Genomic DNA, 26,329 nt, shown 5'->3' on the forward strand with positions numbered 1-26,329 from the left:
TCGTCTACTTCTTCTTCCTGTTTGCAAACGCATTGAACGCCGCGATCGCCTCGTCGGATTTCAGTCGTTCGCCGAACAGATGGCTTTCCTGGTCGATGCGCCGGGTGAGGTCTTCCGGTGAAGCGCGCAAAAGCCTGCGCGAGGTCGCGACGGCCTCGGCCGGCAGCCGGCAGATCTCGCGCGCCACCTTGCGGGCCTCGACCTCGGTATGTCCAGGCGACACCACGGTGTTGACGAACCCGGCGGCATGGGCTTCGGCGGCGGTGAAGCTGCGTCCCATCACCAGCATGGCGAAGGCGCGTTGGTAACCCATCGTGCTCGGCATCAGGAGGCTCGCGGCGCCCACCGGGACCAGCCCAAGATTGATGTAAGGCGCGGAGAAGGTGGCGGCGTTGGAGGCGAGCACGTAGTCGCAGTGAAACAGCATCACGGTGCCGATGCCGATCGAGGCGCCGTCGACGGCGGCGATGATCGGCTTGGCGTTGAGCGCCAGCGAGTAGAGGAATCTGGCGCCATCGGACAGCGTCTCGGGACGCGACGCGTCGGCCCTGATGAAATCGTCGATGTCGTCGCCCGCGGTGAACACGCCCGAGCCGCCGGTGATGATCATGCAGCGGATGTCAGGGTTGTTCTGCGCGGTGTCGATCGCGCGGCTCATCTCGCGATACATGTCCTGGGTGATCGCGTTCTTCTTGCCCGGGCGGCGCAGGGTGATCACGCGCGTGGCGCGGTCCTCAGTGACGATGATGTTGCCGTTCGGCATAAGTACTCCCCGCGGCCGCCGTGGCGTCTGCCATCGGCGAGTCTTGCAGGACTTAGCCTACATGATCCGGCAGGCGTGCCAATGCCGTGGCTCAATCATTTCGGCCATGATCCCAGTGAGCGGTTGCATGACACCCGCCCAATGATTGCGTTCGTCAGGAGGAACCGGGGGACGAAGCTCGTCAAATCTCCCGCGGTTTTGCGCGTTGCAACAATCGGCTACAATGTTTCATTTGAAAAACCGGTGGTTGTGCGGCACGATCGGCCGTCTCGTTCCATATGGCCCATATTCGATCGATGATTGCCGCAACGGGCACTGACGAATCCTCGCTGCATTATCGCGGCTGGCGCGTGGTGCTGGCCTGTTTTCTGATGGCCTTCTTCATGTTCGGCTTCGGCCTTTACGGCCAGGGCGTCTATCTCGCCGAGCTTCAGCGCATCCATGGCTGGCCCGGCACGTTGGTGTCGGCGGCCAGCACCTTCTCGTTCCTGCTGACCTCCGTCCTCGTCATTTTCACCGACGATCTGCTCGTCCGCATTGGGCTGCGCACGCTGATCCTGTCCGGGCTGATCGCGCTTGGCGCTTCGACAGCGTTATTGGGACTGATGCAAGCGCCCTGGCAGCTCTATCTTGCCTATACGCTGATGTCGGTCGGCTGGACTGGTATGGGTACGGTCGTCATCGCGACGGTACTGAATTCGTGGTTCGAGCGGCGGCGCGGGCTCGCGCTCAGCCTTGCCTTCAACGGCGCCACTTGCGGCGGCATCATCCTCGTTCCGGTTCTGCTGGCGCTGAGCGGCAGCATCGGTTTCCGCTCGGCCATGCTGGCGACCACGATCGCGATGGTGGTGCTGGTGTTGCCGGTGGTTGTCGTTTTCACCGGCTGGCCGGCCGATGCGGCGCTGAATTCAGCTGAAGGCTCGCCCCGCAGCGGCGGGCCGGCGCGTCATTCGCGGAAGGAGCTGCTCGCCAATGCGTCGTTCTGGACGATGGTGCTGCCGATCGCGATCGCGCTGCTGGCGCAGATGGGTTTCATCATTCATCAGGTGACGTTTCTCGAGCCGCTGATCGGCCGCGCCAGCGCGGGCCTCGCCGTCACGATCATGGCGGCGATGGCGGTGGTCGGCCGGCTATCGCTTGGCATGTTCGTCGACCGGCTCGATCCGCGGCTCGCCTGCGCGGTGTCGATGATCAGCCAGGCGGCGGCGCTGCTGGTTCTCCTGCAAAGCCGTAGCCCGACCGTGCTGCTCATGTGCAGCGGCGTTTACGGCTTCTCGATCGGCAACATGATCACGTTCCCGCCCCTGATCATCCAGCGTGAGATCGGTGGCACGGCCTTCGCGGCCGCGATGGGGCTGGGGACGTCGATCAGCGGCATCGTCAGCGCGTTCGGTCCCGGCATCGTTGGCCTCGTGCGCAGCGCGGGAAGCGATTACTCGATGGCGTTTGCGCTCTGCGTGGTGCTCGATGTCGTTGCCGCCGGCATCGTGCTGTGGCGACCGGGGAGAGGGGCGAAGCTCGCAGCTTCGTAGCCAGCATGGCTCCAAATATTCGGTGTCGTCCCGGCCTGGTTGCGCAATTGCGCACGGGGGCGGGGACGACACCGAATGTGAGGCGAGCAGCGCGGTCACCTCACCCCAACAGCACCGCGTCCGCCGCCGCGACCGACTCTGCGCTCTCCGTCACGGTGCGCTCGAGCGCACCCGCCTGCACGGTGATGTTTTCGGCGAAGAAACGCGCCAGCGAGACGTAGCGCGCGGCGTCCGTATTGCCGCCAGCCTTGGCGGCAAGCGCCTCGGAGGCCAGCAAGCAGCCGCCGAGCGTTGAGCCGAATTGCTGCAAATACGGCGTCGCGCCGGCCAGCGCCTCGTTCGGCGCGGACGTGACGCGTTCGAGCAACCACTTGCTGCTGCGCGCCAGCGCCTCCAGGGCTTCGCGCAATTTCACGCCCGTGGTGCCGAAGGCGGGATCGTTGGAAGCCTCGACCTGGCTGACGGTGGCGGAAAGCTCATCGAGCAGCGTCCACACCGACGCACCGCCATTGGCCGCCAGTTTGCGCGTGACGAGGTCGATCGCCTGGATGCCGTTGGTGCCCTCGTAGATCGCCGTGATGCGCGCGTCGCGATAATGCTGCGCAGCGCCGGTCTCCTCGATGAAGCCCATGCCGCCATGCACCTGCACGCCGAGATAGGCGACCTCGTTGCCGATATCGGTCGAATAGCCCTTTGCCATCGGCGTCAGCAGCGCCGCGCGCGCGGCCGCATCGGCGCGCACCTTCGGGTCCTTGGCGCGCATGGAGACGTCGAGCGCGACTGCGGTCGCATAGCAGATGGTGCGCGCGGCCGCTGTCTGCGCCCGCATCCGCATCAGCATGCGCTTGACGTCGGGATGCACGAAAATCGCGTCCGACCCGTCGCCTTTCTTGCCGACGGCGCGCCCCTGCTTTCGCTCCTGCGCGTAGGACAATGCCTGCTGATAGGCGCGGTCGGCGACGCCGACGCCCTCCAGCCCGACGCCAAGGCGGGCCTGGTTCATCATGGTGAACATGCAGCGCATGCCCTGGTTCTCTTCGCCGATCAGAAATCCGATGGCGCCACCATGATCTCCCATGGTCATGGTGCAGGTCGGTGAGGCGTGCATGCCGAGCTTGTGCTCGACGCCCGAGGCAAAGATGTCATTGCGCTGCCCCAGCGAGCCGTCGGCATTGACCATGAACTTCGGCACGAGAAAGAGCGAGATCCCTTTGGTGCCGGCCGGCGCGTCGGGCAGACGCGCCAGCACGAAATGCACGATGTTGTCGGTCATGTCGTGCTCGCCATAGGTGATGAAGATCTTCGTCCCCTTGATGCGATAGGTGCCGTCGGCCTGCTTTTCGGCGCGGGTGCGGAGCGCGCCGACGTCTGACCCGGCCTGCGCCTCGGTCAGCTGCATCGTGCCGGTCCATTCACCGGAGACCAGCTTTGCGAGATAGATCTTTTTCAGCTCGTCGCTGCCATGTGCGTCGAGCGCTTCGATCGCGGATGCCGTCAGCAGGGGGCAGAGACCGAAGGCGACGTTGGCGGCGCTCCAGATCTCGGTGCAGGCAGCGTTGATCGCCAGCGGCAGGCCCTGGCCGCCGAAATCCTCCGGGCCCGAGACCGCATTCCAGCCCCCCTCGGTCCAGCGCTTGTAGGCATCGGGCCAGCCGGGCGCGGTGGTGACCTGGCCATCGTCAAGCTTGATGCCGTGCTCGTCGCCGACCTTGTTCAGCGGCGCCAGCACGTCGGTCGCGAATTTGGCGGCTTCCTCCAGCACGGCTGCGGTAATGTCGCCGTCGAAATCGCCGTAATGGCCGGCTTCCAGGGCGGCCTTCAGCCCGGCGCCATGGTTGAGCGACAGCAGCATGTCAGAGATCGGTGCGCGGTAGGTCATGGCTCACTCCCAAGGACAGGTTTGGCGCCGTATTCCCATGAAACGGGAGATGTCTCAATGGCTGCGATACGGTACCGCACCGGGCTTTAGCCGGGACCAATAATCATAACAAGGTGTGGCCGTGCCGCATTCCGGGCTGTGGTATTTTGTCCCTCCGGGCGGTTGAAATGCCGCGCCGCTCCCTATAGACCGGCTGCGACCAGAGGGAATCTGCGGGTGCCGGCGCTTCGCCGTTCCCTCGGTCACCTGATGGGGCGTAGCCAAGCGGTAAGGCAGCGGATTTTGATTCCGCCATTCGGAGGTTCGATCCCTCCCGCCCCAGCCAGTGTTTAAGCTGTTGAGTTCGTTCGTTAAGCAGATCGGTCTCAGTCAGGTCTTTTGGACGCGTTTGGAAACAGAGACTCAGTCCAGAATCGAACTAAACGGCGTGGCCATTCTGGCTTATCTCCGAGGCTTCCATTCCAACAATATACCGCGGAAGCTGCTCGGGAAGGTCTGTTTTGCCCTCATCGTAGAATAGGGGGCTACGGCGAACGAAGCGGACAACCGGTCGAGATGCGGTTTTGCGGAATTGTAGCCGTGCCGCAGTCCGCCCGGTGGTCGTTGCCCGCTATCGAGGACCACTACGACTGCAAATCGCGTGGCTTTCGTTTCCTTGCCCGACCGGAACGATGTAGACCTCGCACTTCCTGCTGTTGAAAAAGCTCCGCGCATAAATCGCGCAGCCATTGGCTCGCCGGGTCGTGATGGAAACGGGCGTGCCAATATTGCTTGACCGTAAATCCGGCGATCGCCAGCGGGCAATCGAGCACGCGCAGTCCGTAATAGTGAGCCAGCGTTTCGCCGATGTGCCTTGGCAGGGTGGCGATCAGGTCGGTCGTCCCGACGATTGCGGGTAACCCCAAAAAGCCCGGCAGCTCGAGCGCAACGTCAAGGACCATCCGCTGCTCCTGTAGTGCGTCCGCGAGTAACTGATGTCCGGTGCCGGAGCGAATGAGGACGTGTGCTTCACGCCTGAAATCCTTTGTGGCGATGCGGTCGCGGATCCGGGCATGTCTTGCGTTCGCCAAGCAGACCCAATCCTGCGGAAAGAGCGCCTGCTGGAAGTGTCCGGCGTCGAGATCCGAGATGTAGCCGAGCGCCAGATCGGCCTCGCCGGATTGCAGCATCCGCGGGGTGTCGGCGCCGATCTGCGCCGCCTCGATGCGGATGCCCGGCGCAACGCGGCGAACGTGGGCGAGGATGGCGGGAAGCAGCGTGATGTGGCTCGCATCCGTCATGCAGATGACGAAGCGGCGTTTTGCAGTCGCCGGATCAAACTCAGGACGAAGCTCCGCCAGACGTCGCAACATCTCCAATGCCTGCCGGGCCGTGCCGATGAGCGCCTCGGCTCGCGGAGTCGGCAGCATTCCCTCAGCCGACCGAATAAAGAGCGGATCGTCCAGTTCCTTTCGCAGGCGTGCCAGCCAGATCGAGATGGTCGGCTGACTCTGACCGAGTTTCTCGGCTGCCTTGGTGACACTGCCCGTGGTGAACAATGCATCGAAGAGCCGGAGCAGGCGCGGCTCCAGCAGAGTCGTCTCGGGGAGGTCTCGCTGCTTCATTACGATATTCAATAATGGTTATAAGGATCATAGCATATCCAAATACAGGGCAGCCTGCTAGCACGCTTCCAACGCCAAGATTGGCGAGGGAGAAGCGTTCGGATGAGGATCTGCTTTATCGGAGCGGGAGCCCTGGGCTCGACCATCGGCGGCACGCTGGCGCGCGGGGGGGCCGAGGTTTGGTTGATCGATCCGTTTCAGGGCCATGTCGACGCAATCAATGCCAGTGGCCTGCGGATGCTCGAAGGCGACGCCGAGACCGTGGTGAAGGTCTCTGCCTGTACCTCCGCGGACCAGGTCGGCATCGTGGCGGACCTCGTCATCGTCCTGGTCAAGTCCTATCACACGCGGGAGGCGATCCGGGCGGCCGCGCCGATCATCGGACCGCAGACGGTCGTGATGTCGCTTCAAAACGGTCTTGGCCACGAGGACATCCTGTCGGAGGAAGTTGGTCGTGACCGGGTCATGGCAGGCAAGACCTATGTTGGCGGCGTGCTGCTTGGCCCCGGTCATGTTCGCTCCGGCGTCATCGGCAAGGAAACCATCATCGGCGAACTCGACGGACGCTTGACGGAACGTGCACGGCGGATCTCCGAGACGTTCAATCGTGCCGGCATTCTCACGCTGCTCAGCGACAACATCCTGGGCACGATGTGGGACAAGTTGTTTATCAACGTCGCCGGGGGAGGAATCACTGCCGTTACCGGCCTGACCTATGGCGGCCTTTATTCGCTGCCGATCCTGGAAGATTGCGCCCTGGCTGCAATCTCGGAGGGCATTGCGGTAGCTCGGGCGGCCGGCGTGAAGTTCTCCATTGCCGATCCGCGCCGGGCCTGGACGATGGCGTCTGCCGGACTGCCGCCCGAGTTCAAGACCTCGATGTTGCAGAGCTTGCAGTCCGGCCATCTGACCGAGGTCGATTACATTCACGGCTCCGTCGTACGCTGGGGTGCCAAGCTCAACGTGCCGACCCCCGTCAACTCGACCCTGGTCGCGTTGGTCAAAGGGCTCGAATACGCCCGCACAGACTATCCGGGAAAGGCCTGAGACGATGTCGTTGCCCCGCGCCTATGTCGAACACGTCGCGATCCGTGTGGCGGACGTCGATCGTCACGTCGCGTTCTTTCGCGAGGTGCTTGGTCTCACTATTCGCGACGAGCAACCCGCCGATGGTGCGCGCCCACGTCAGGTGTGGGTGCTCGGAAGCGTGCAACTGATTGAGGATCCGGACTTTGTCGGACCGGAGGGGCGTCTGGCTCATCTCGGCATCATGGTCGATGATTACGAAGGTGTGCTCGCTCGCGCCGCCAGATGGGGCGCCAAAGCACTGCCCGCTGGGCCGAACTGGCTCGAACTGCCGGGCGGCCTGAACGTCGAAATCTTGCAAGCCAGCGCGGGTGCCGTGGAAGCGGCGCTAGCGATCAATCCACGGGCCTAAGGAAGACGCGACATGACCGATGAGCGCTACTGGGACGATGCCAGGGTCGGTGACGAATGCGTCACCCCCTCGGTGACGGTCACCGAAGCGATGGTGAATGCCTATGCCGAGCTGACGGGTGATTTCACGCCTGTTCATGTCGACGAGGAGTACGCCAGGACGACACCATTCGGCACGCGCGTGGCGCACGGGCTGTTTGGCCTGTCGCTGGCCGACGGTTTGAAGACCCGTGCCGACTACCGCTTCCTACCGGGAATGTCGTTGGGCTGGACGTGGGATTTCAAGTTGCCGATCAAGCTCGGCGACACTGTGCACGTGAAGTTTCGCGTCGGTTCGATGCGCACCACGAAGCGGGAAGGGTGGGGCATCGTGGTGCTGCCCTCGGAACTGATCAATCAGCGCGGCGAAGTGGTGCAGCTCGGCGAGCACCGGCTGATGATTCCGATGCGCCCGAAGACCGGCGTCGTGGGAGAGCAGGCATGACCGCACAAGAGCTGCCGCGCCAGGACCTGCCTCTCAAAGGCATTCGCGTCATCGACTACAGCCATTTCCTGGCAGGCCCGTTCATGGGCCGCTGCCTCGCCGCGATGGGTGCTGAGGTCATCAAGGTGGAACGTCCGAAGCAGGGCGATGCGGGCCGCGCCCATGGCTATTTCAAGGACGGGCAATCCGGCTACTTCCTCCAGCAGAACATGGGCAAGCAGGGCTTGTGCATCGATCTGCGCGACAAGCGCGGTCTCGACATGATGATGAAGCTGGTCGATACGGCCGACGTCTTCATCGAGAACTACCGCCCCGGCGCCCTCGATCGACTCGGGCTCGGCTACAAGGCGCTGTCGGCGCGCAATCCCAAACTGATCTACTGTTCGGTCTCCGCCTATGGCCACACCGGCCCGTATGCCGGCCGCCCGGGCTTCGGCCTGATCGCAGAAGCGATGTCGGGCGCCCTGGCGCAACTGGGCAATCCTGGTGAAGCGCCGCCGCTGCTGCGGATGCCGTTGGCCGATATGTACACCGGCATTCACGGCGTGGCTGCCATCAATGCAGCGCTGGTCGGCCGCGCTTCATCCGGGCGCGGCCAGCATATCGATCTGGCGCTGTACGACTGCATGGTCTCGATGCACGACTATGCGGTTCAGCGCTACTTCCTCTCCAGCGGCACCGATCTGCCAAAGCAGACCGGCAGCGGACAGCCGGACTCGACCGTTTACGGCGTCTTTCCGGCCAAGGACGGCAATCTTGTCATCGCCGCGCAAGTCGATGATGCGTGGCGGCGATTGGCGATGTTGATCGGGGGAGGCAGCTTGTCGTCCGACGAACGCTTCACCACGCCTGCCGCGCGCAACGCCCATTATGCCGAAGCGATGGACATCGTGCGCAACTGGACGCTGTCGCAGCCGTCTCGGGATGCTTGTCTGGCCGCGCTCGAGGAAGCAGGTGTGCCGTCGGCTCCCGTGCAGACCATCGAAGAGGTCGTGAACGATCCGCAGATCCACGCGCGTGGCATGCTGGTCGAGCAGGAGCATCCCGTCCTCGGCAAGGTGACGTTGCCGAACTTGCCATTCCGCTTCTCCGACTGCGACACCACGGTGCGCACTCCGGCGCCCCTGCTCGGCCAGGACAATCGCCGCATAGCAGGGTCGTTGGGATTGTCGGCCGAGCTCGTCGAGGCGATGGTGCGCGACGGGGTCCTCTACAACGAAGCCGCCGTGCAGGAGTGAGCCATGAGCGATCGTTATGCGGTGATTGGCAATCCAATCGGCTTCAGCAAATCCCCGCTCATCCATGGCACATTCGCCAAGATGACGGGACAGGATCTCGTTTATGAGGCGATCGAGGGACCTCTCAATGGCTTCAACGAACGGGTCGATCAATTCCGGACCGAGGGCGCCAAGGGGCTGAACATCACCGCGCCGTTCAAGCTCGATGCCTTCGCCTACGCAAACGAGCTTTCAGAGAGCGCCGACCGAGCTGGCGCCGTAAACTGCCTGAAGTTCGTCGGCGATCGGATCATTGGCGAGAATTTCGACGGGATCGGACTCGTGCGCGACATCACCGTCAATCTCGGCGTCAAGATGGCCGGCCGCCGCGTCCTGATGCTCGGCGCCGGAGGCGCGGCGCGTGGCGCGCTGCTGCCGTTCCTGCGCCAGGAGCCGTCCGAGCTGGTTCTCGTCAACCGAACGCTGTCGAAAGCAATCGCATTGGCCGAAGAGTTCGCCGGTTGTGGTCCCCTCATCGTCAGCGGCTATGCTGAACTGGCCGATCTTGCCGAGGGCTATGACGTCGTCGTCAACGCGACGTCGGCCAGCCTGCGCGGTGAGATGCCGCCGCTTCCAGGCAACGTCTTCCGCGGTGCGGAGCTGGCATACGAACTCGCCTACGGCAAAGGGCTGACCCCCTTTCTGCAAGCGGCCCGCGCCGAAGGCGTAGCCAAGCTGGCCGATGGCGTCGGCATGCTGGTCGAGCAGGCGGCCGAAGCTTTTGCCTGGTGGCGCGGCGTTCGACCGAGCACGGCTCAGGTCATCGCCGAACTGACCGTTCCACTGAGCTGACGGGCGATGGCGCGCATGCATCCGAAGTCCAGCTTTCTCGTCGGCCTGATCGGCAGCGGCATCGCGGCGTCCCGCACGCCGGCCATGCACGAAGCGGCCGCTGATGCCGCCGGCATCCGCTATCTCTACAAGAAGATCGATCTGACGGAGCTGAAGCTCGGCGTGGAGGCGTTGCCCGAATTGCTTACGGCCGCAAGGCGCATGGGCTTTGACGGGTTGAACGTGACCCATCCCTGCAAGCAGGCGATTCTTCCACTCTTGGACGAGCTTTCGCCTGACGCGGAGGCGCTGGGTGCCGTGAACACCGTGGTCATCAGGAACGGTCGAATGACCGGTCACAACACCGATTGGTTCGGCTTCGCCGAGAATTTTCGCCGCAACATGCAGGGTGCACCACTCGGTCGGGTGGTCCAATTCGGCGCGGGCGGCGCAGGCGCGGCGGTTGCTTTCGCGCTCATGAAGCTCGGCGCGCGGGAACTGACCATTATCGATGTCGACCTGGCCAAGGCGCAGAGTGTGGTCGAGAGCTTGTCCCCCCGATTTGCGGAAGGGCGCTTACAGGCAGGCCAGGATGTCGCCGTGGCCGTCGCTGCCGCCGACGGAATCGTAAACGCGACGCCCATCGGCATGGACAAATATCCGGGGACGCCGCTGCCGACGGAGCTGCTGCGTTCCGATCTGTGGGTCGCTGAGATTGTCTACTTCCCGCTGGAAACCGCACTGTTGCGCACGGCGCGTGCGCTCGGGTGCCGCACGGTCGATGGCGGTGGCATGGCGATCTTCCAGGGCACCGAAGCATTCCGCCTGTTCACGGGCATCTCACCTGATCCCGACGTCTTCTTCGCCACGTTTGCTTCCCTGGGAGGGTGACGTCAAGCCGATGGGCGAGCGGCACGCACAACGCCCGAGAGGAAACGCAAGATGGGCTACACGCTCGATTTCTCGGTGGTTTGGCATGCGATGCCCGCGCTGCTGTGGGGCTGCGTGGGTACCTTGGGCCTGGCGCTTGCCGGCATGACGCTCGCGATGATGATCGGTGTCGCGGGAGTCGCGGCACGCGATGCCGGGACGGTTTGGTTGCGTGCCATCGTGATCGGCTTCGTCGAGATCGTACGCAACACGCCTTTCCTGGTGCAGATCTTCTTTCTGTTCTTCGCCCTGCCGCTCATCGGGCTGAAGCTCAATCCGACAGCGACCGCCATTATCGCGCTCGGTGTCAATGGCGGCGCCTACGCCATCGAGATCATCCGTGGCGGGGTCCAGTCTATTCACAAAGGACAGGTGGAGGCCGGCTACGCGCTCGGACTGCACAAAGGGCAGGTGTTCCGGTTCATCGTGCTCAAGCCCGCGCTGCGCGCGATCTACCCCTCGCTCACGGGTCAATTCATCATGCTGACGCTGACCTCGTCGATCTGTTCGGCGGTGTCGGCTTATGAATTGACGTCGGTCGCGCAGCGCATCGAAAGCGACACATTCCGTAGCTTCGAGGTCTATTTCTCGGTCACCTTGCTCTATCTCGCGATCTCCTGGCTGTTGATGCTGGGCTTCGCGGTCGTCTCTCACCGCTTCTTCTCTTATCCGACACGCTGAGAGGAAGGTCATGACGCCGCATTTTGGTCTTCCTGAGTTCGGTTTCCTGCTGCGTGGGCTGCAATGGACCGTGCTGCTGACGCTGGTCGCATTCGCAGGCGGCTGCTCGGTGGGGTTGGCCGTCGCATTGCTGCGCACCTGTGGTCATAAGGGCGTGGAACGGATCACCCGCATCTACATCGGGATATTCCAGGGCACTCCGCTGCTGCTGCAACTCTTCGTCGTGTATTACGGATTGGCGCTCACCGGGCTGAAGCTCGACGCCTTCGTCGCGGTGGCGATCGGTTTCACCGTGAATGCCTCCGCGTTCCTGGGCGAGATTTGGCGCGGCGCGATCCAGGCGGTGCCGCGCGGCCAGACCGAGGCGGCGATGGCGCTCGGACTGCACTATTCGTCCCGGATGCGCGACATCGTGCTGCCGCAGGCAATCCGCATCTCGCTGCCGGCGACCATCGGCTATCTCGTGCAGCTCATCAAGGGCACTTCGCTCGCCGCCATCGTCGGCTTCATCGAGCTCGCTCGCGCCGGTCAGATCGTATCGAACCAGACCTTCCAGCCGTTGCTCGTCTTCGGCGTGGTCGGCGCAATGTATTTCATCCTCTGCTGGCCACTTTCATGGTGGGGCAGTCGGATGGAGACCAGGCTCGCCCTGGCCAATCAAAGGTAGGAAACGGCGCACCTGCCCAGTCAAATACAGCCATCACCAGGAGGAGGAATTTCATGTCGTTTTCGTTTAATCGTCGCCAGCTCGGTATCGCGCTGCTGGCGCTGGGGGCCATCGCCGTCGCAGGCAAGTCGCAGGCAGGCACTCTGGAAGACGTCAAGAAGAAGGGCGTCGTCGTCATCGGGATTCAGGGCGACAATCCTCCCTGGGGCTATGTCGATAGCTCGGGAAAGCAGGATGGCATCGATGCCGACATGGGCCGCGCCTTCGCTGACTATCTCGGCGTGAAGGCCGAGTTCGTCCCGCTGGCGGTGGCCAATCGTATCCCGGCGCTGACGACTGGCCGCGTCGACATTCTGTTCGCAACCATGGCCATGCTTCCCGAGCGCGCAAAGGCGGTGCAGTATTCCAAGCCATATGTTGCCAACGAGATCACGCTTGTCGCTGCCCAAGCGACCCCGATCAACAGCAATGCGGATATGAGCAAATACGTCATCGGGGTTCCGAGGTCGTCCACGCAGGACACCCAGGTCACCAATAGTGCTCCGGCGGGCACGGAAATCCGCAGGTTCGATGATGATGCGGCCACGATCCAGGCGCTGCTCTCCGGTCAGGTGCAGGCCGTCGGAGCTAACAGCTTCTACCCGCAGCGACTGAACGCCGCAAAGCCGGAGCTCGGGTTCGAGCCCAAGCTTCACTTTATGGCTCTGTACAACGGCGCCTGCACGCGTCTCGGCGAGAAGGAGTGGAACGAGACGGCCAACAAGTTCATCGACCAGATCAAGTCGAACGGCAAGTTGGCCAGCTTCTACGCCAAATGGATGAAGGCGCCCGTGCCGGTCTTCCCGGACTCTGTCCCCGGCGTTCCCTTCACAGTCCAGTAGCCACCGCGAGCGGCCGACGCGCGATCCGCGTTGGCCGCCGCTCCGACAGCGGAGACCAGCATGCAGGACCAGATCCTGATCGAAATGAACGGCGTCCAGAAATGGTATGGCGGGTACCAAGCACTTCGCGATATCGATCTCATCGTTCGCAAGGGCGAGAAGATCGTGCTCTGCGGCCCGTCTGGCTCAGGCAAATCGACGCTGATCCGCTGTATCAACCGCCTCGAGGCGATCCAGCAGGGCAGCATTGTGGTGAACGGCCATCGCCTGGACGACAGCATCAAGGCGATCGATGTCGTGCGTCAGGACGTCGGCATGGTCTTTCAGAGCTTCAATCTCTTTCCGCATATGACAGTGTTGCAGAACTGTATGCTCGCCCCCATTCGCGCGCGCCGCATCGGCAAGACCGAGGCGGAAGCGATTGCGCGAAAATATCTCGAGCGCGTGCGCATCGGCGATCAGGCCGAGAAGTATCCGGCTCAGCTCTCGGGCGGTCAGCAACAGCGCGTCGCGATTGCGCGCGCGCTCTGCATGCAGCCCAAGGTGATGCTGTTTGATGAACCGACCTCGGCTCTCGATCCTGAGATGGTCAAGGAGGTGCTCGATACGATGATCGGCCTCGCCAATGACGGCATGACCATGATTTGCGTCACCCATGAGATGGGCTTTGCCCGCCAGGTTGCCGATCGCGTCATCTTCATGGCCGAAGGACAGATCATCGAAGAGGGCGCGCCCGACGCCTTCTTCCGGAATCCTCAGCAGGCCCGCACCAGGCAGTTCCTCGGCGAAATCCTTGCCCACCACTGAACGGAGTTCTCTTATGAGTCGTCTTGTCTACGTCCTCAACGGCCCAAATCTCAATTTGCTCGGCAAACGCCAGCCCCACATCTATGGTCACGAGACGCTTGCGGATGTGGAGCGAGACTGTCGGGCGCTGGGCAAGGAGCTTGGCCTGGAGATTCGCTTCCATCAATCCAACAGGGAATACGAGCTGATCGACTGGATCCACGAGGCGCGCGAGACGGCTGCCGGGATCGTGATGAATCCCGCGGCTTTCACCCATACGTCGGTCGCCATCCTGGATGCATTGAACACGTTCGAGGGGACCGTGATCGAGGTGCATATTTCCAACGTGCATAAGCGCGAGGAATTCCGCCACCACTCGTTTGTCTCCAAACGAGCTGATGGGGTCATCGCGGGCTTCGGCACCCAAGGTTATCTGCTCGGCTTGCGTCGTGTGGCCAAGCTGCTTGATGAGACGAAGGGATAGCATGTTATGAGTGCACCCGTCCGCCTGTCGGTGATGGGAGCGGGTCTCATTGGAAAGCGACACATCGAGCATATTCTCGCACGGCCGGAGGCGATGCTGTCGTCGATCGTCGATCCGGCGCCTGCGGCCCGAGAGTTGGCGATATCGCTGAAGGTAGACTGGTTTCCGTCCTTTCAGGACATGCTCTCCGAAATTCCGCCGGAAGGGGTGGTTGTCGCCACGCCCAACCAGATGCATGTGGCCAACGGCATGGACTGTATCGCAGCGCGCATTCCAGCGCTGATCGAGAAGCCATTAGCGGATGACGTCGTCGCTGCACAGGCCCTGGTCGAAGCCTCCGAGCGGGCCGGCGTGCCGTTGCTCACCGGCCATCATCGCCGGCATAACCCGATGATCCAACGCGCCAAGGCGGAGATCGACAGCGGCCGACTCGGCCCCATCGTATCAGTGCATGGCATGTTCTGGCTGATCAAGCCGGACGATTATTTCGACGCGGCATGGCGTCGCGAAAAGGGGGCGGGTCCTGTTTTCCTGAATCTCATCCACGATGTCGACCTGCTGCGGTACCTGTGCGGGGATATCGTCGCGGTACAAGCCGCTCAATCCAATCGGCTGCGTGGAAATGCAGTTGAAGAAACTGCCGTGATCATCCTGCACTTCGCCTCGGGCGCGCTGGGAACGGTCAATGTCTCCGATACCATCCAGTCGCCTTGGAGCTGGGAATTCACGGCCGGTGAGAACCCGGCCTACAGTCATACGCAGGAGGCCTGTTACCAGATCGGCGGCACGAGGGCAGCGCTGGCTGTTCCGCAACTCGACCTGTGGCATCACCCAAGCAAGGCCAGCTGGTGGGCGCCGATTGAGCGCGAGCGGCTTAGCCACGAGAAGGAAGACCCGCTCGCCCTGCAGATTGCCAATTTCTGCGGGGTCATCCGCGGTACGGCCGAGCCTGTGGTGAGCGGGCGCGAAGGGCTGAAAACCCTTCGAGTGATCGACGCGATCAAACGCGCGGCGGAAAGCGGAGCTCTCGTGTCGGTTTGATATTCGTAAGCCCTGATTTCATTTGGACGCAACCCGCAGACGAAACCGGCCTGGCTGGGGAGCTGCTGCACAGCTCTGCGACACATCGCTCTGGATCCAGCGCGTGACGACGCTTTGAGAAATCGTCCACCGTCAGGTCGCGGACAGATAGCGGAACAGGACGAAAATGGCGACCGCGAATATCAGCCCGGCGAAGACGGAGGTCAGAGCACCCCGGCGGGAGCCCAGCGACTTCGCCAACCGCGCTCCGATCAGCCCGCCAAAGATTCCCCCTCCAACGAAGAGGACGGCAATCTGCCAGTCGATCAGTCCGGAAAGGGCGTAGTTCGCGGCAGTGGTCAGTCCGAATGCGGTCACCGAGACCAGCGACGAGCCGATGGCGTTGAGCATTGGCATGCCGGTCGCAAGCATGAGCGCAGGGACGATGAGAAAGCCCCCGCCAATCCCGAAGAACCCTGACAGCACACCGACCCCCAGACCCGATACGACCAGTTTCGGGAGATTCTCCCGGGACAAGCTGACCGCCGAGTTGCCGACGTGGGCGCGGTTGCGCAGCATCAGTCCGCCAACGACAATCATCAACACGGCGAAAAGTGCGAGCAGTCGCTGTCCGTCCATGATCTTGCCGAGTGCGGACCCGAAGTAGGCCCCGGCGACTCCGGCGACAGCAAATGTCGTGGCGCAGCGCCATTTCACATTGCCGCTGCGAGCATGTGCCCCGAGGTTGGCGCCGGCGTTGACTGCCACGGCGATCGCGCTCGTACCGATGGCCACGTGCGGATCGCTTAGACCGACCACGTACACAAGGAGTGGAACAGCGAGGATCGATCCGCCTCCGCCGACAAGACCGAGTGAGAAGCCGACGATAGAGCCGGAAGCCGCCGACAGGGCGGCTTGCGTCAACAGTGAATGCATTGCGAAACTCCAAGGTCGGCTCGTGCGGGGCAGCGGCTTGGCTTCGAGGACGTGCTGCAGACCCCTACGGACGCGCCGGCTTGGGCGGTATCATTGGCCTGTCAGCCGGGGTGTCCCGATCGCTTCCAGGCATCCAGCCCGCCGTCGAGAATGTAGGCTTCGCAAGCGCCGTTCACTTTCGCTGCGAGACGAGCGGCGTTCATCGAAGTCCTTGCGCCGCTCTTGCAGTGGAAGATCACGGCTTTTCCGGCTTTCACAGCCAAATTCGCTTCGTTCAATCTGGACAGCGGAAGATGGTGAGCGCCTGAAATGTTTTCGCGAGCAAATTCCTCTGCTTCGCGGATATCGACGAGGAGAGCGCCCTCCTGGATGAGGCGGCGCGCGGCCGCGGGATCGATTTTCGGAAGTGACATGGTCTGCTCCTGTTCAACGTCGTTTGGTCGGTTTGCAGTACAATTCGTGCAGGGTTGCCAAGAGCCGCTCGATGCGCGAGTCGGCGATCCGGTACCAAGAGGTCTGGCTTTCGCGGCGGTAGGTCACCAGGCCTTCGTCACGCATCTTGCCCAGGTGCTGCGACAGCGCCGACTGGGACAGGCCGACGGAATCGGCGAGGGAGTTCACGGTCGCCTCTCCCAGTTCCACGAGCCTGCAAAGGATCAGCAGCCGCCGCTCGTTGGCCACGGCTCGCAACAGGGCTGCGATTTCCTGGGCCGCATTTTCGATGCCTTGCGAGTTGAAGACGACTGCCGGCACATCCGACTCACATGTTATTTAGACGTTGCTAAATTAGGAAGTGCTAATATATCTGTCAAGAACCGAGGCATCGAAACGAGATGGGAGTGAGGCGATGGCGAAGCCGATCATTAAGGCCTTCTTCGACGAGCCGACGAATACGATCAGCCATCTGGTTGCCGATCCAGCGACCCAGCAGCCGCCGTCATCGATCCCGTGCTCGCGACTACGACCACAACGCGGGCACGGTCGATACGCGTTCCGTCAGGGCCATTCTTCACGCGGCCGAAGAGGCGGGTTATCGCGTGATGCGCTCGTTTGGGGCGCTGGCCGGGCGAATCTAGGCGGGGCGGTTCCTAGTGGTCCAGATTCCGTTTATCGCCCAGCATCCGCCAGTCGCGGCCAGCTTGCGGTGACCCCGGTCCGGCTGGTTCATCATGCCGATGATCTTTTTCCTTCGTTGGCTTCGGTTGCCTTTCGCCATTCGTCAGAGTTGGTTGATTCTGCTCAAGCGACGAGCCGGCTCTCGTGAGAGAGTGACGCCGGTGTAGGTATGGAACGAAGCCATGTCGTTTGAGCGGGTCCTGCGATGGGGTCTGGTTGCGATTGCAATCGCAGGATTGGCCGCGGGTCTTCTCGCGGAAGTAGCGGGCCGCGCCGATCTGGCGGATCTTGCGTGGGAACTCGGCACCGCGCCCGTGATCGGCGGGCTGGCGATCTCGATTGTCAGGGATCTTCTGAGCGGTCGCTTCGGAGTGGATGCGATTGCGCTGCTGTCGATGAGCGCAGCGTTGGCGCTCGGCCAGCCACTTGCAGGAGCCGTGGTTGCGCTGATGTATTCCGGCGGCAACGTGCTGGAGGATATTGCGATCGCACGGGCGGAACGCGACCTGCGCTCCCTGGTCGATCGGGCACCGCGGCAGGCGCACCGCAATAGTAACGGCGGGATCGAGGACGTTCCGGTTGACGCAGTCTTGGTCGGCGAAGAGCTCCTCGTAAGGGCGGGCGAGATCGTGCCGGTCGACGGCATCGTTGGCTCCGTCGCGGCTACCATCGACGAATCCGCGGTTACGGGCGAGCCGATCCCGGTCGAGAAGACACGTGGCAGTGCGGTTCTCTCCGGTTCGCTGAATGCGGGCGAGACTTTCGAGTTGCTCGTGACGGCGCCAGCCGGCGAGAGCACCTATGCCGGCATCGTGCGCATGGTGACGGCCGCGCAAACCGCGAAGGCTCCCTTTGTGCGGATGGCCGATCGTTTTGCAGTGATTCTTCTCCCGGTGACGCTCGCGGTTGCTTTCATGGCGTGGCGCATATCCGGTGATCTGACGCGCAGCCTTGCTGTGCTGGTGGCGGCGACGCCTTGTCCCTTGATCCTGGCCGCACCGGTCGCCTTCATTGCAGGGGTGGCGCGAGCGGCTCGCCGCGGCATCCTTGCCAAGGGGGGAGGGGCGCTGGAGGCGCTGGCCCGCGCTCACACGGTGCTGTTTGACAAGACCGGTACCCTGACCGTCGGAGGGGCACGGCTGCTTTCGATCGAGGTTGCTCCGGGGGAGGACCCTGACGAGGTCCTCCGGCTCGGCGCATCGCTCGAGCAGGCCTCGCATCACGTGCTTGCCAAGACGGTCGTCGGCGCGGCTCTCGATCGCGGCCTCAAGCTCAGCGCACCCGAACAGGTCAAGGAGACCATGGGCAGCGGCTTGTGCGGTCTGGTCGATGGGCGCCGGGTCACCGCGGGCTCGCGCGAGCTGCTTCGCTCGCATGGCGAACCGTCGCCTTGGGAGCTGCGGGCGATCCGGCGCGCTTCATGGCGCTCGGCACTGATCGTCTTCGTCGCCGTGGATGGCCGTCCGATCGGCGCGCTGCTGCTGGCGGACGAGTTGCGGGCTGATACGCCGCGCGCAATCCGCCTGCTGCGCGATGCGGGCATCGCGCGAATGGTGATGGTCACGGGCGATCGCGCCGCGGCAGCGCAAGCCATTGGTGCAGCGCTCGACCTCGACGCCGTGCTGGCCGATCGTGTTCCTTCGGACAAGGTCGAGGCGGTGCGCACCGAACAGCGGCTGCATCCGACCATCATGGTCGGCGATGGCATCAACGACGCCCCGGCACTGGCCGTGGCCGATATCGGGGTCGCGCTCGGCGCGCGCGGCGCGACCGCGTCGTCCGAGGCCGCCGATGTCGTGATATTGGCCGACCGGCTCGATCGCGTCAGCGAAGCGATCATCATCGCGCAGCGGGCACGACGTATTGCCTTGCAAAGCATTGTGGTCGGCATGGGCTTGTCATTGGTGGCAATGCTGGCTGCCACCGTTGGCTGGCTTGAACCGGTGCCTGCGGCCATCGTCCAGGAGGTCATCGACGTTGCAGTCATTGTGAATGCCCTGCGGGCACTCACTCCGGCCTTTGCCAGGGGCAGCGCGCATATCACCGCGGAGCAGGGGTTGGCATTGCATCACGATCATCAGGCCCTGTTCAAGGACCTCGATCGCTTGCGCAAGATCGTCGATGCGCTGGATGACGCAGCCCCCGAGTCCGCCGCGGCTTTGATTGGCGATGCTCAGCACATCGTTCAGAACAGCGTTGTCATGCACGAGCGGGCGGACGAGGACAGCGTCTATCCGAAGCTTGCTGAGGTGCTCCGCGAACGTCACGGCCTCTCCGCCATGAGCCGCGCGCATCGCGAGATTCTGCACCTTACCCGGCTGCTCGATCGGATCGTGGAGGATCTACCGTCAGAGAAGGTCGATCGCTATCTGGTCCGAGACGCTCAACGGGTGATCGAGGCGATCGAAACACTGGTGCGCATGCACACAGCCCAGGAGGAGGATATCTACGAAGCGGTGTCGGCGTAGGCGACGGCCGTTCTGTTCGGTCCACACCGAATGTACATTGCCGCGCTCTAGGTCGGATCGAGTTTCGCCCAGCATTCCTGACCCATTGATCTGCATCAGTGCGTGGGTCGAATTCTTTGCTTCGATAGAATTTCCTCAAACACGGGTCACGTGGGAGGAAAATCATGATCATAAGATATGTTTTGGCAGGAGCACTTGTGATCGCGTTCCTGACAGACGGCAGCTTGGCTCAGAACTCGCTTCGCATCGATGAGCACGTCTATCAGGGCGGCCCGAAATCGAGCGTTCCCCATGCAAGCCGGGTGACTGGCCCTTACAGCGCTTACGGAATGGCAGGCGTCGAGAGCGGCCCCGGCGCGGTGACTCCAACCGGCCGGACGCCCCATCGTTATCGAGGAGGCCCGCAGACGGTGGTTCCGCATGCATACTGACCTTCGTTTCGAGTGAAGCGTCCACAGCGCTTCGGTCGGGCTGCGCAAGAGCCCAAACGTGATCGAGACCCCACCCGCATGCTGGACGTCGATTGCCTAAGGCCGAACGGAAGGATCAGCACTTTCTTACGCTACACGAAGCCGGAGGAGCCCCATGCGACGCCGAACCATTTCTATAGCGCTGTTATTTGCCACCTTGAGCTATCCCGCTCTCGGCCAGTCCGCAGCCGATCACGAGGCCCACCATCCCGGACAGGACCAAATGTCGACTCCCGCTCAGACAAATTCTTCTTCAAACCAGTCGGAACAGCGACAAGGGATGAGCAGCGGAGGCATGATGGGAATGATGGGCCCCGGAATGAAGGGCCGTGGCACGATGGGCAGGGACACGGTGGGGCCACCCATTATGTTTCGGATGATGTTTGCGCTGATGGATGCTGATGGTGACGGTACCGTCTCATTGGCGGAGTTTCAGGCAGCTCACGAACGAATTTTTAAGGCAATGGACAGCAACAAGGATGGCAAGCTGACCTTGGAAGAAATGCTGGCATTCATGCACGGGACGAGGAGCTCGGTCCCGCAGCAATAGAGCCATTCGGGCAGAAGAGCATAGGTCTCGCGGCGAGCCGGCCTCGGCTTGCGGGACGCTTCTGGACAATGCGCGCCGGCGAGCGGTGCTTCCGCCGCCAGCGTCGATAGAATTTCAATGTTCCAGCGACTGCCAGCCTGCATGGTCAAAATATTTGCCGTATTGAGCAAGCGCCCGCACGATTTTTATCGTCCCCCGATCGCGGCCAACCTCGGTCTTCATATCGGCCGCACCCTCGATGACCTGCTCGAGGACCAGGTGAAGTTGCTGGTCGGCCTGCTCGGGCAGCTTGCAGTTTCCGAGCACATCGTCGATCTGCGTCTGGATGCGCGTTGCCAGGGCTTCATATTGCGCAGGCGTGAACACATTGTTGTAAATGGGCGCGAACGATTGCGCCATAGCGATACGGATTTCGTCCATGCCGCGGCGCAGGGCATCTTCCGTCGACCACTTCTTGCCGTGGTCTAGCCGAAGCTGGACTGTCGCGGGTGGTCCGTCATGCACGTACGGTCCAGCGGCGAGGCCAAGTGGCGCCAGGGCAAACCCGAGTGCGGCGACTAGGGGTATGAGCGACTTGGTCAGAAGTGGCACCGGCTTTCTCCGAAGAATTTCTTTGCTCGCAAATAGGAGGACGCGACAGCCAGGAGCTTGCGCTGGAGCAAAGTCCGGGCGAATGAGCTGCGGCCCCACGACGCAGTATGCCTCGCAGGGGCGGTTACGGCGGCGGTCGTTAGCCAACTAGCTGAAGAGAATACTCTCCGGGCCTGCTTTGATTAGGTGTGCAACACCATGACAAGCAGCCTTGAGTCAGCTCAATGCAGCGCTGCTCAATGAGTCCAAGCTGGTGCTCGTATCGTCGTGAGCGAGGACTACATGCAAAATCTCAAGCGAGCATTTTGGGGGACACTCGCTGCTCTCATCCTGCTGTGGCTGGTGGCTGAGCCGCATCCGTTCGGGCCGGGCCCCTTCTTCCCGCTCCGCGAAAGAATGGTGCAGCTGAGCGGCGTCCTCGCAATCGGTTGTATGAGCTTGGCGACAATCCTCGCCCTGCGGCCGCAGCAAAGCACCCGCTTCTAAGCCATGCGAGGCACAGAAATTCGTATCAATCGTCGCACGGGCCATAGTAGCGCTTCGCAAGACGATAGTGCTTTCCCTGCGCAACATACTCCTCGTGCAGGCAGCTCTCGCCCCTCCGGAATGCCTTATCGCCATCGCATCGCACGTTCTCGAAATGGAGCCTGACCGTCGTTGATTGGTTGAGATAAGTCCCAAAGTAATGGAGAGCTTGAGCGCGCCCGCCACACCTCTGGAGCACGGTCTCACGAACCTCGGGCGGCAGCCGATCGATATGATCGGGATTCCAGGGGCCGTCGTGCGAACTGGAGCTTCCGAGCGCTAACGCGGTGCCTGGGAAGCAGGCCGCTTGCACCAGGAAAACGATCGCGAACAGCGACAGCAGGTGCGGCTTCCATTTGCGCATCGCGGCACCGAGCGGACATCGATCAATGGATTGATCCTATCAGAAATCCGCGGTGCAAGGCGAAAAGAAAATCAGAACTGTGCGTGCAGCCGAGTAGCGATGATCGAGACCGGTCCACGATCGCGGTTGTAAGCGGGATTGGTGATGAACTGATAATCGAAGCCGAGCGTCCATGTCGCGATCGGAAGCGTGTAGTATATTTCCATGATCTTCTCGGCGCCCGGATGCGGAAGCTGTCCGTCGCCGATCAACGCGCTGTAGCCGCCTGCGGCGAAATAGGCTTGGTGCGTTGCGAAAATCATGTTGCGAATGCCGGCTATTCCGAGCGTGTCGTTCGGCCTGTTCCAGAATTTGCCCGAGATCGAGGCGCCGCCTGCGAGCGTGGCGTCGGCGTCGGTAAATGCGTAGGCTTCCAACTTGCCGGGCGTGTAGCCAGCCCGCGCGAACAGGCCCAGACCGGGGATGATCTGCTGCTCGATGTTGCCGGCAATTCCGAGCTTGCTCGTATAGGTGCGCACCAGCGAAAGGTCCGGCGCCGCGCCGGTCAGGTTGGCGAAATCGACGGCATCCTGGAAATTTCCGATCCGTGCGCGCGTCAGATAGCCGGTCACGGCGATCTTGCCGGGCTGGTCCGCGAGCTCGTAGCGACGCTCGACCTCGCCAACCATCTGGAATTGGCCGAAGGCCGGATCGAGATTCGTGCTGTTCGGTACCGCGGGTCCGTCGAACACGCCGGCGCGAAAGGTCCAAGGCCCGGTGTACCACTCGGCAGCGGCGCCATAGGTAAAGGCCCACGCATCCGCGGCGTAGTCGAATGCGCCGGTGTTGACCAGCGTCCAGTTGAGGAAATCGCCGCGGGGGTCGTGCGCATATTTGTTGGAGTCGAAGATGTCGACGACGCTGAACTTGCCGACGGTGAGCACGAGGCGATCGCCGGTCTGGGAGCCTGCGAACTGCATGGGCCCGGCCTCGACCTTCTGCACCTCGCCGCCGAGGTCGATCGTCTGCCGCAGAAATGCGCGCGGAATCCTCGCATAGGGATAGGTGGCCCCCACCTTGTACGCCTCCGCGCTTGGGAAGCCGGCCACTCCGAACGTGCCGTTGAGGCCGAAGCCCTGGTCGATTTCCGGATTGATCCAGATTTCGCCGCCGTCCCAGGGGCGGAAGCCGACGAAGAGGTCGGCATCGAGGGTTTCCCGCACCTGATTGGGTGAGAGGCTGTTCTGACCGGCATAGGGCGCGCGAAACGGCAGCGCATATTGGGTGACGATCGTCGTCTGCCCGTGTACGGCGAAATTGTCGGCCTCCACAGGCGAGATGCCGTTGACGGCAAAATCGGTGTGCAAGGGGTCGGGACCAAGCTGATAGTTCAACCCGAGCTGGAGGCGTTGGACCGAGAGGTTGGAATTGAGCTGCTCGACCGAAGCGGCGAGGCTTTTGCGATGATCGCCGAAGCCCGAGGCAAGATATTCGGCCTTGGCCGTCCAGTGCGGCGCGATCGGCATCTCGGCCCCGATCCCGGCGGCCCAGCCAAGGCGCCACGTCAGCGCGGTGTCGAGCGTTCCGACAGCGGCATTGCCGACCAGCGGCGTGCCGGCAAGTTGCGTGCGCTCCAGCCGGTCGTAGGACCAGGCGAAGCCCCCCGTCGCATAGAACAGCCAGTGATCGAGGGCATAGCCGAGCCTGCCGCGCGCCGTCCCCATGCCCAGCACAGTGTCGCGATAGCTGGCCGTGCCGCCAGAGACGGACGTTACGGTTTGTTCTCCCGCAAGCATGTTGGGGGCGGAAAAGTCGGCCTCGAAACCCATCACGAGGCGCGACGGCAGCATCAGATTGTAGCCGCCTTGCACGCCGAAGAGGTAGCTGCCGGTGCCTTTGAAAGCATCATAGGAATTGAACAGGTCGGTCGACCCTCTCTCAGTCGACAGGGCACTGCTCGCGCTCCAGCGCGACGAGCCGCCGGCATATCCGAAATGGCCGCCCAGATAGAATCCGGTCCAATCCGCAATGGCGGGCGTTGGAGCCTTGAGTGGCGACGACTCGGCCGCGCCGCCTGCACTGGGCGCGGCGAGAGCGAGGCTCACGACTGCGCCTGCGAGACGTATCCGTTTCATCTTCGTTCAACAGCCCTATTCAAAACTGCGGTCAAGCAGCAATCGCCGGCGTCGTAGCTTCTGTCATTCGCAAGTGACGGATTTGCAACAATGACTTGCTGGAGCCGCAACGTTCGTGCCCATGAAGGTGATGGTCTCCGGCTCCAAAGCGCTCCGAGCCGGGCTCTCAGCGTGACCTCAGGCCGTACTGCTCCTGCGCGCTTCAACCCGGTCCTCAGGCGGGCGACGCTGCTGCCCAGCAAAATTCGGCAACGATGTCGCGAATGGAATTTGTCGCTCGGAGGTGCGCCCTTACCCGAACAGATGCGCGAGCCAATACGCCGCTCCGGCGGCCAGTCCGCCCACGAGCAGCGTTTGCAGCGCCGACTTGATCTTGTTGACGCCTGTGAAGTGTCCTTTGACAGCCCCGAAGCAAAGCAGGGCCGCACCGGTCGCGGCCACCGAGATCTGCAAGGCTGTCCCGATGTTCCGGGTGAACATGTAGGGCACCAGCGGAATCAAACCGCCGACCACGTACGAGCCTCCGATCGTGGCGGCGCTGATAGGGGCACGTTTCGGATCCGGACGCTCCAGCCCCAGTTCGAATCTCATCATGAAGTCGACCCATCGCTGCCGATTTGACGCGACCGCACCGATAACCGACTTGAGCGCATCTCCCTCGATGCCATACTCGCGGAAGATCTGCTCGACCTCGTCGATCTCCCGTTCACGCATGTGATCGATTTCATGGTGTTCGCGCTGTTCTTCAGCTGCGTAATGCTCTGCGTCCGTGCGCGCGGCGAGATATCCGCCAAGGCCCATCGCGATGGCGCCGGCGACAACCTCCGCCAACCCGGCAGTGACGATCACGTCCGTGTTGGTAACGGCCGCGGAAAGACCGGCTGCCAGCGCGAACGGGACCGTCAAGCCGTCAGCCATCCCGATCACGACGTCACGGACGCTTTCCGAGGCGGTGAAGTGCTTTTCGATGTGAGGGGTGGCTGGCACAGGGCGCTCCTGGTTGCAGTTTGGGTTTTTGAAGAGAGCTGCCTAGTCAGTAGCTCTCTTGCGGCCGGAGATCATGGACGCGACCAGGTTCTCGCGATGCTCGAAGCTTGCGATCAACACGCCAAGGACATGCGCCACGACCAGGCCGACGGTCAGGTTGGCCAGGAATTCGTGAACGTGTTCGATCAGCTTCGAGCCCCAGTAGGCATCCGTCGTCATCATGTAGCCCGTCGCACAGGTGCCGGCCAGCGCGACAATGAGGGCGATGATCATGGCACCGCCAGCGGGGTTATGTCCGATGTAGCGGGGCGCCCTGAGCAGAGCGACATCGCGAAGATAGGCGAGCACCTCGCGTGGCGGACGAACGAAGTTCGAGAAGCGCGCATGTCGCGGGCCGACGAAACCCCAGACGATGCGGATCGCGAGGAAGCCGGCGATGGCGTAGCCGGCCGCGACGTGCACCCGCTCGATCTCGTCGCCGGTGGCGTAGGCCAGAACGAACAGGCTCGCCAGCGACCAGTGGAAGATCCGGACGAACGGATCCCAGACCTTGACCGTGGCCGGCGGCATCGCGCCGCCGGCTCCGATCGTGTTGCTCACGGTTCTCATTTGCGGACGGCTACATCTGGCCAATGATCTGGCCGTTGGTCGGGTCCACGAACAGCTCCACCCGATTGCCGTTCTTGTCGAGCGTATAGAGTTCGCCACAGGCGTTCTTGAGCTTGGCCTTCTGGACCTTGTAGCCCTGGGCCTCGACCTTGGCCTGCAATTGAGCCATCGGCAGCCACTGGGCCTCGGGGGCGGACGTGCACGGTTTGCCGAGGCTGCCGGCCTGGGCGGACGCCGCCCCGAGGATCACGGCGGCGACGGTAAGAATGGCGATCTTGCGCATAGGTCTCTCCTGACAGTGGCCGGCCGCACCACGCGCCGGCGATGCGGGGCAACTTGCCAGAAGCGGCCTGACCAACGCCTGTTGAGCCAGGTCAGCTATTTGTCAGGTGATATCTGGCAT

The 26,329-nt window shown here is 62.7% G+C and carries 27 protein-coding genes, 1 tRNA gene and 1 pseudogene; 18 read left to right on the forward strand and 11 right to left on the reverse strand.

What is annotated here, in order from left to right; all coding sequences use genetic code 11:
• Nucleotides 1–4 precede the first annotated feature (4 nt).
• Entirely contained in the window at nucleotides 5–763 is a 759-nt protein-coding gene (locus XH88_RS19970; RefSeq protein ID WP_271669955.1) for an enoyl-CoA hydratase-related protein, read from the reverse strand.
• Between the two features lie 296 nt (nucleotides 764–1,059).
• Here XH88_RS19970 and XH88_RS19975 point away from each other — a divergent pair, with 296 nt between their 5' ends.
• Nucleotides 1,060–2,295: an MFS transporter gene (locus tag XH88_RS19975; RefSeq protein WP_271669956.1), complete on the forward strand. Its 1,236-nt coding sequence runs from the start codon at nucleotides 1,060–1,062 to the stop codon at nucleotides 2,293–2,295.
• 100 nt (nucleotides 2,296–2,395) lie between these two features.
• Here the strand turns inward: XH88_RS19975 and XH88_RS19980 are convergent, their stop codons facing one another.
• A complete protein-coding gene (locus XH88_RS19980) occupies nucleotides 2,396–4,174 on the reverse strand; it encodes an acyl-CoA dehydrogenase (protein ID WP_271669957.1) in 1,779 nt (592 codons plus the stop codon).
• Nucleotides 4,175–4,424: 250 nt separating this feature from the next.
• On the opposite strand from XH88_RS19980, the gene XH88_RS19985 reads away from it, so the two are divergent.
• Nucleotides 4,425–4,499 (forward strand) — tRNA-Gln (locus tag XH88_RS19985).
• Between the two features lie 298 nt (nucleotides 4,500–4,797).
• Here the strand turns inward: XH88_RS19985 and XH88_RS19990 are convergent.
• Nucleotides 4,798–5,778 (reverse strand): LysR family transcriptional regulator, encoded by a 981-nt coding sequence (locus tag XH88_RS19990; protein ID WP_271669958.1) that lies wholly within the window; start codon nucleotides 5,776–5,778, stop codon nucleotides 4,798–4,800.
• A gap of 102 nt (nucleotides 5,779–5,880) precedes the next feature.
• Here XH88_RS19990 and XH88_RS19995 point away from each other — a divergent pair, with 102 nt between their 5' ends.
• The 12 genes from XH88_RS19995 to XH88_RS20050 are packed head-to-tail and all read left to right on the forward strand — an operon-like array spanning nucleotide 5,881 to nucleotide 15,217.
• Nucleotides 5,881–6,825, forward strand: a complete 945-nt coding sequence (locus XH88_RS19995) for a ketopantoate reductase family protein (protein ID WP_271669959.1) — start codon at nucleotides 5,881–5,883, stop codon at nucleotides 6,823–6,825.
• A gap of 4 nt (nucleotides 6,826–6,829) precedes the next feature.
• Entirely contained in the window at nucleotides 6,830–7,216 is a 387-nt protein-coding gene (locus tag XH88_RS20000) for a VOC family protein (RefSeq protein WP_271669960.1), read from the forward strand.
• A gap of 12 nt (nucleotides 7,217–7,228) precedes the next feature.
• On the forward strand, nucleotides 7,229–7,699 hold the full coding sequence (locus tag XH88_RS20005) for a MaoC family dehydratase (protein ID WP_271669961.1): 471 nt from the start codon (nucleotides 7,229–7,231) through the stop codon (nucleotides 7,697–7,699).
• Nucleotides 7,696–8,937 (forward strand): CaiB/BaiF CoA transferase family protein, encoded by a 1,242-nt coding sequence (locus tag XH88_RS20010; protein WP_271669962.1) that lies wholly within the window; start codon nucleotides 7,696–7,698, stop codon nucleotides 8,935–8,937. The genes XH88_RS20005 and XH88_RS20010 overlap by 4 nt, the downstream gene beginning before the upstream one ends.
• Before the next feature lie 3 nt (nucleotides 8,938–8,940).
• Entirely contained in the window at nucleotides 8,941–9,768 is an 828-nt protein-coding gene (gene aroE / locus XH88_RS20015) for a shikimate dehydrogenase (RefSeq protein ID WP_271669963.1), read from the forward strand.
• A 15-nt stretch (nucleotides 9,769–9,783) separates the two neighbouring features.
• Nucleotides 9,784–10,638 carry a shikimate dehydrogenase gene (locus XH88_RS20020; protein WP_271669964.1) on the forward strand — a complete coding sequence of 285 codons (855 nt, stop codon included), beginning with the start codon at nucleotides 9,784–9,786 and terminating at the stop codon, nucleotides 10,636–10,638.
• Nucleotides 10,639–10,689: 51 nt separating this feature from the next.
• Complete coding sequence (locus XH88_RS20025; protein ID WP_271669965.1) at nucleotides 10,690–11,358, forward strand: amino acid ABC transporter permease; 669 nt, start codon at nucleotides 10,690–10,692, stop codon at nucleotides 11,356–11,358.
• Nucleotides 11,359–11,368: 10 nt separating this feature from the next.
• Entirely contained in the window at nucleotides 11,369–12,025 is a 657-nt protein-coding gene (locus XH88_RS20030; protein ID WP_271669966.1) for an amino acid ABC transporter permease, read from the forward strand.
• Nucleotides 12,026–12,078: 53 nt separating this feature from the next.
• Entirely contained in the window at nucleotides 12,079–12,906 is an 828-nt protein-coding gene (locus XH88_RS20035) for a transporter substrate-binding domain-containing protein (protein WP_271669967.1), read from the forward strand.
• A gap of 60 nt (nucleotides 12,907–12,966) precedes the next feature.
• On the forward strand, nucleotides 12,967–13,713 hold the full coding sequence (locus tag XH88_RS20040; protein ID WP_271669968.1) for an amino acid ABC transporter ATP-binding protein: 747 nt from the start codon (nucleotides 12,967–12,969) through the stop codon (nucleotides 13,711–13,713).
• A gap of 13 nt (nucleotides 13,714–13,726) precedes the next feature.
• Entirely contained in the window at nucleotides 13,727–14,176 is a 450-nt protein-coding gene (aroQ, locus tag XH88_RS20045) for a type II 3-dehydroquinate dehydratase (RefSeq protein ID WP_271670399.1), read from the forward strand.
• A 6-nt stretch (nucleotides 14,177–14,182) separates the two neighbouring features.
• Nucleotides 14,183–15,217 carry a Gfo/Idh/MocA family protein gene (locus XH88_RS20050; protein ID WP_271669969.1) on the forward strand — a complete coding sequence of 345 codons (1,035 nt, stop codon included), beginning with the start codon at nucleotides 14,183–14,185 and terminating at the stop codon, nucleotides 15,215–15,217.
• A 132-nt stretch (nucleotides 15,218–15,349) separates the two neighbouring features.
• Here the strand turns inward: XH88_RS20050 and XH88_RS20055 are convergent, their stop codons facing one another.
• From XH88_RS20055 to XH88_RS20065, 3 genes are all read right to left on the reverse strand, one after another.
• A complete protein-coding gene (locus tag XH88_RS20055; protein ID WP_271669970.1) occupies nucleotides 15,350–16,132 on the reverse strand; it encodes a sulfite exporter TauE/SafE family protein in 783 nt (260 codons plus the stop codon).
• 101 nt (nucleotides 16,133–16,233) lie between these two features.
• A complete protein-coding gene (locus XH88_RS20060; protein ID WP_271669971.1) occupies nucleotides 16,234–16,545 on the reverse strand; it encodes a rhodanese-like domain-containing protein in 312 nt (103 codons plus the stop codon).
• 13 nt (nucleotides 16,546–16,558) lie between these two features.
• Entirely contained in the window at nucleotides 16,559–16,885 is a 327-nt protein-coding gene (locus tag XH88_RS20065; RefSeq protein ID WP_271669972.1) for an ArsR/SmtB family transcription factor, read from the reverse strand.
• Nucleotides 16,886–16,979: 94 nt separating this feature from the next.
• Between XH88_RS20065 and XH88_RS20070 the strand changes: the two are divergent.
• The 3 genes and pseudogenes from XH88_RS20070 to XH88_RS20080 all read left to right on the forward strand — a co-directional run.
• Nucleotides 16,980–17,172 (forward strand): annotated as a pseudogene (locus XH88_RS20070) (MBL fold metallo-hydrolase); the annotation flags it as partial.
• A 258-nt stretch (nucleotides 17,173–17,430) separates the two neighbouring features.
• The gene (locus XH88_RS20075) at nucleotides 17,431–19,716 is read left to right on the forward strand and encodes a heavy metal translocating P-type ATPase (RefSeq protein ID WP_271669973.1); all 2,286 of its coding nucleotides are present in this window, start codon (nucleotides 17,431–17,433) and stop codon (nucleotides 19,714–19,716) included.
• A 585-nt stretch (nucleotides 19,717–20,301) separates the two neighbouring features.
• Nucleotides 20,302–20,736 carry an EF-hand domain-containing protein gene (locus XH88_RS20080; protein WP_271669974.1) on the forward strand — a complete coding sequence of 145 codons (435 nt, stop codon included), beginning with the start codon at nucleotides 20,302–20,304 and terminating at the stop codon, nucleotides 20,734–20,736.
• Nucleotides 20,737–20,850: 114 nt separating this feature from the next.
• Here XH88_RS20080 and XH88_RS20085 read toward each other — a convergent pair whose 3' ends face one another.
• Nucleotides 20,851–21,327 (reverse strand): hypothetical protein, encoded by a 477-nt coding sequence (locus XH88_RS20085; RefSeq protein ID WP_271669975.1) that lies wholly within the window; start codon nucleotides 21,325–21,327, stop codon nucleotides 20,851–20,853.
• 282 nt (nucleotides 21,328–21,609) lie between these two features.
• Between XH88_RS20085 and XH88_RS20090 the strand changes: the two genes are divergently transcribed.
• Complete coding sequence (locus XH88_RS20090; protein ID WP_271669976.1) at nucleotides 21,610–21,813, forward strand: hypothetical protein; 204 nt, start codon at nucleotides 21,610–21,612, stop codon at nucleotides 21,811–21,813.
• Between the two features lie 474 nt (nucleotides 21,814–22,287).
• Here XH88_RS20090 and XH88_RS20095 read toward each other — a convergent pair whose 3' ends face one another.
• The 4 genes from XH88_RS20095 to XH88_RS20110 form a co-directional block, all read right to left on the reverse strand.
• Complete coding sequence (locus XH88_RS20095; RefSeq protein ID WP_271669977.1) at nucleotides 22,288–24,330, reverse strand: carbohydrate porin; 2,043 nt, start codon at nucleotides 24,328–24,330, stop codon at nucleotides 22,288–22,290.
• A gap of 291 nt (nucleotides 24,331–24,621) precedes the next feature.
• Nucleotides 24,622–25,317 carry a VIT1/CCC1 transporter family protein gene (locus XH88_RS20100; protein WP_271669978.1) on the reverse strand — a complete coding sequence of 232 codons (696 nt, stop codon included), beginning with the start codon at nucleotides 25,315–25,317 and terminating at the stop codon, nucleotides 24,622–24,624.
• A gap of 42 nt (nucleotides 25,318–25,359) precedes the next feature.
• Complete coding sequence (locus XH88_RS20105) at nucleotides 25,360–25,926, reverse strand: cytochrome b/b6 domain-containing protein (protein WP_271669979.1); 567 nt, start codon at nucleotides 25,924–25,926, stop codon at nucleotides 25,360–25,362.
• Between the two features lie 10 nt (nucleotides 25,927–25,936).
• A complete protein-coding gene (locus tag XH88_RS20110; protein WP_271669980.1) occupies nucleotides 25,937–26,209 on the reverse strand; it encodes a PepSY domain-containing protein in 273 nt (90 codons plus the stop codon).
• Nucleotides 26,210–26,329 lie beyond the last annotated feature (120 nt).

Origin of the sequence: Bradyrhizobium sp. CCBAU 51627, from assembly GCF_028128765.1 — a bacterium.
Taxonomy (GTDB): Bacteria; Pseudomonadota; Alphaproteobacteria; order Rhizobiales; family Xanthobacteraceae; genus Bradyrhizobium.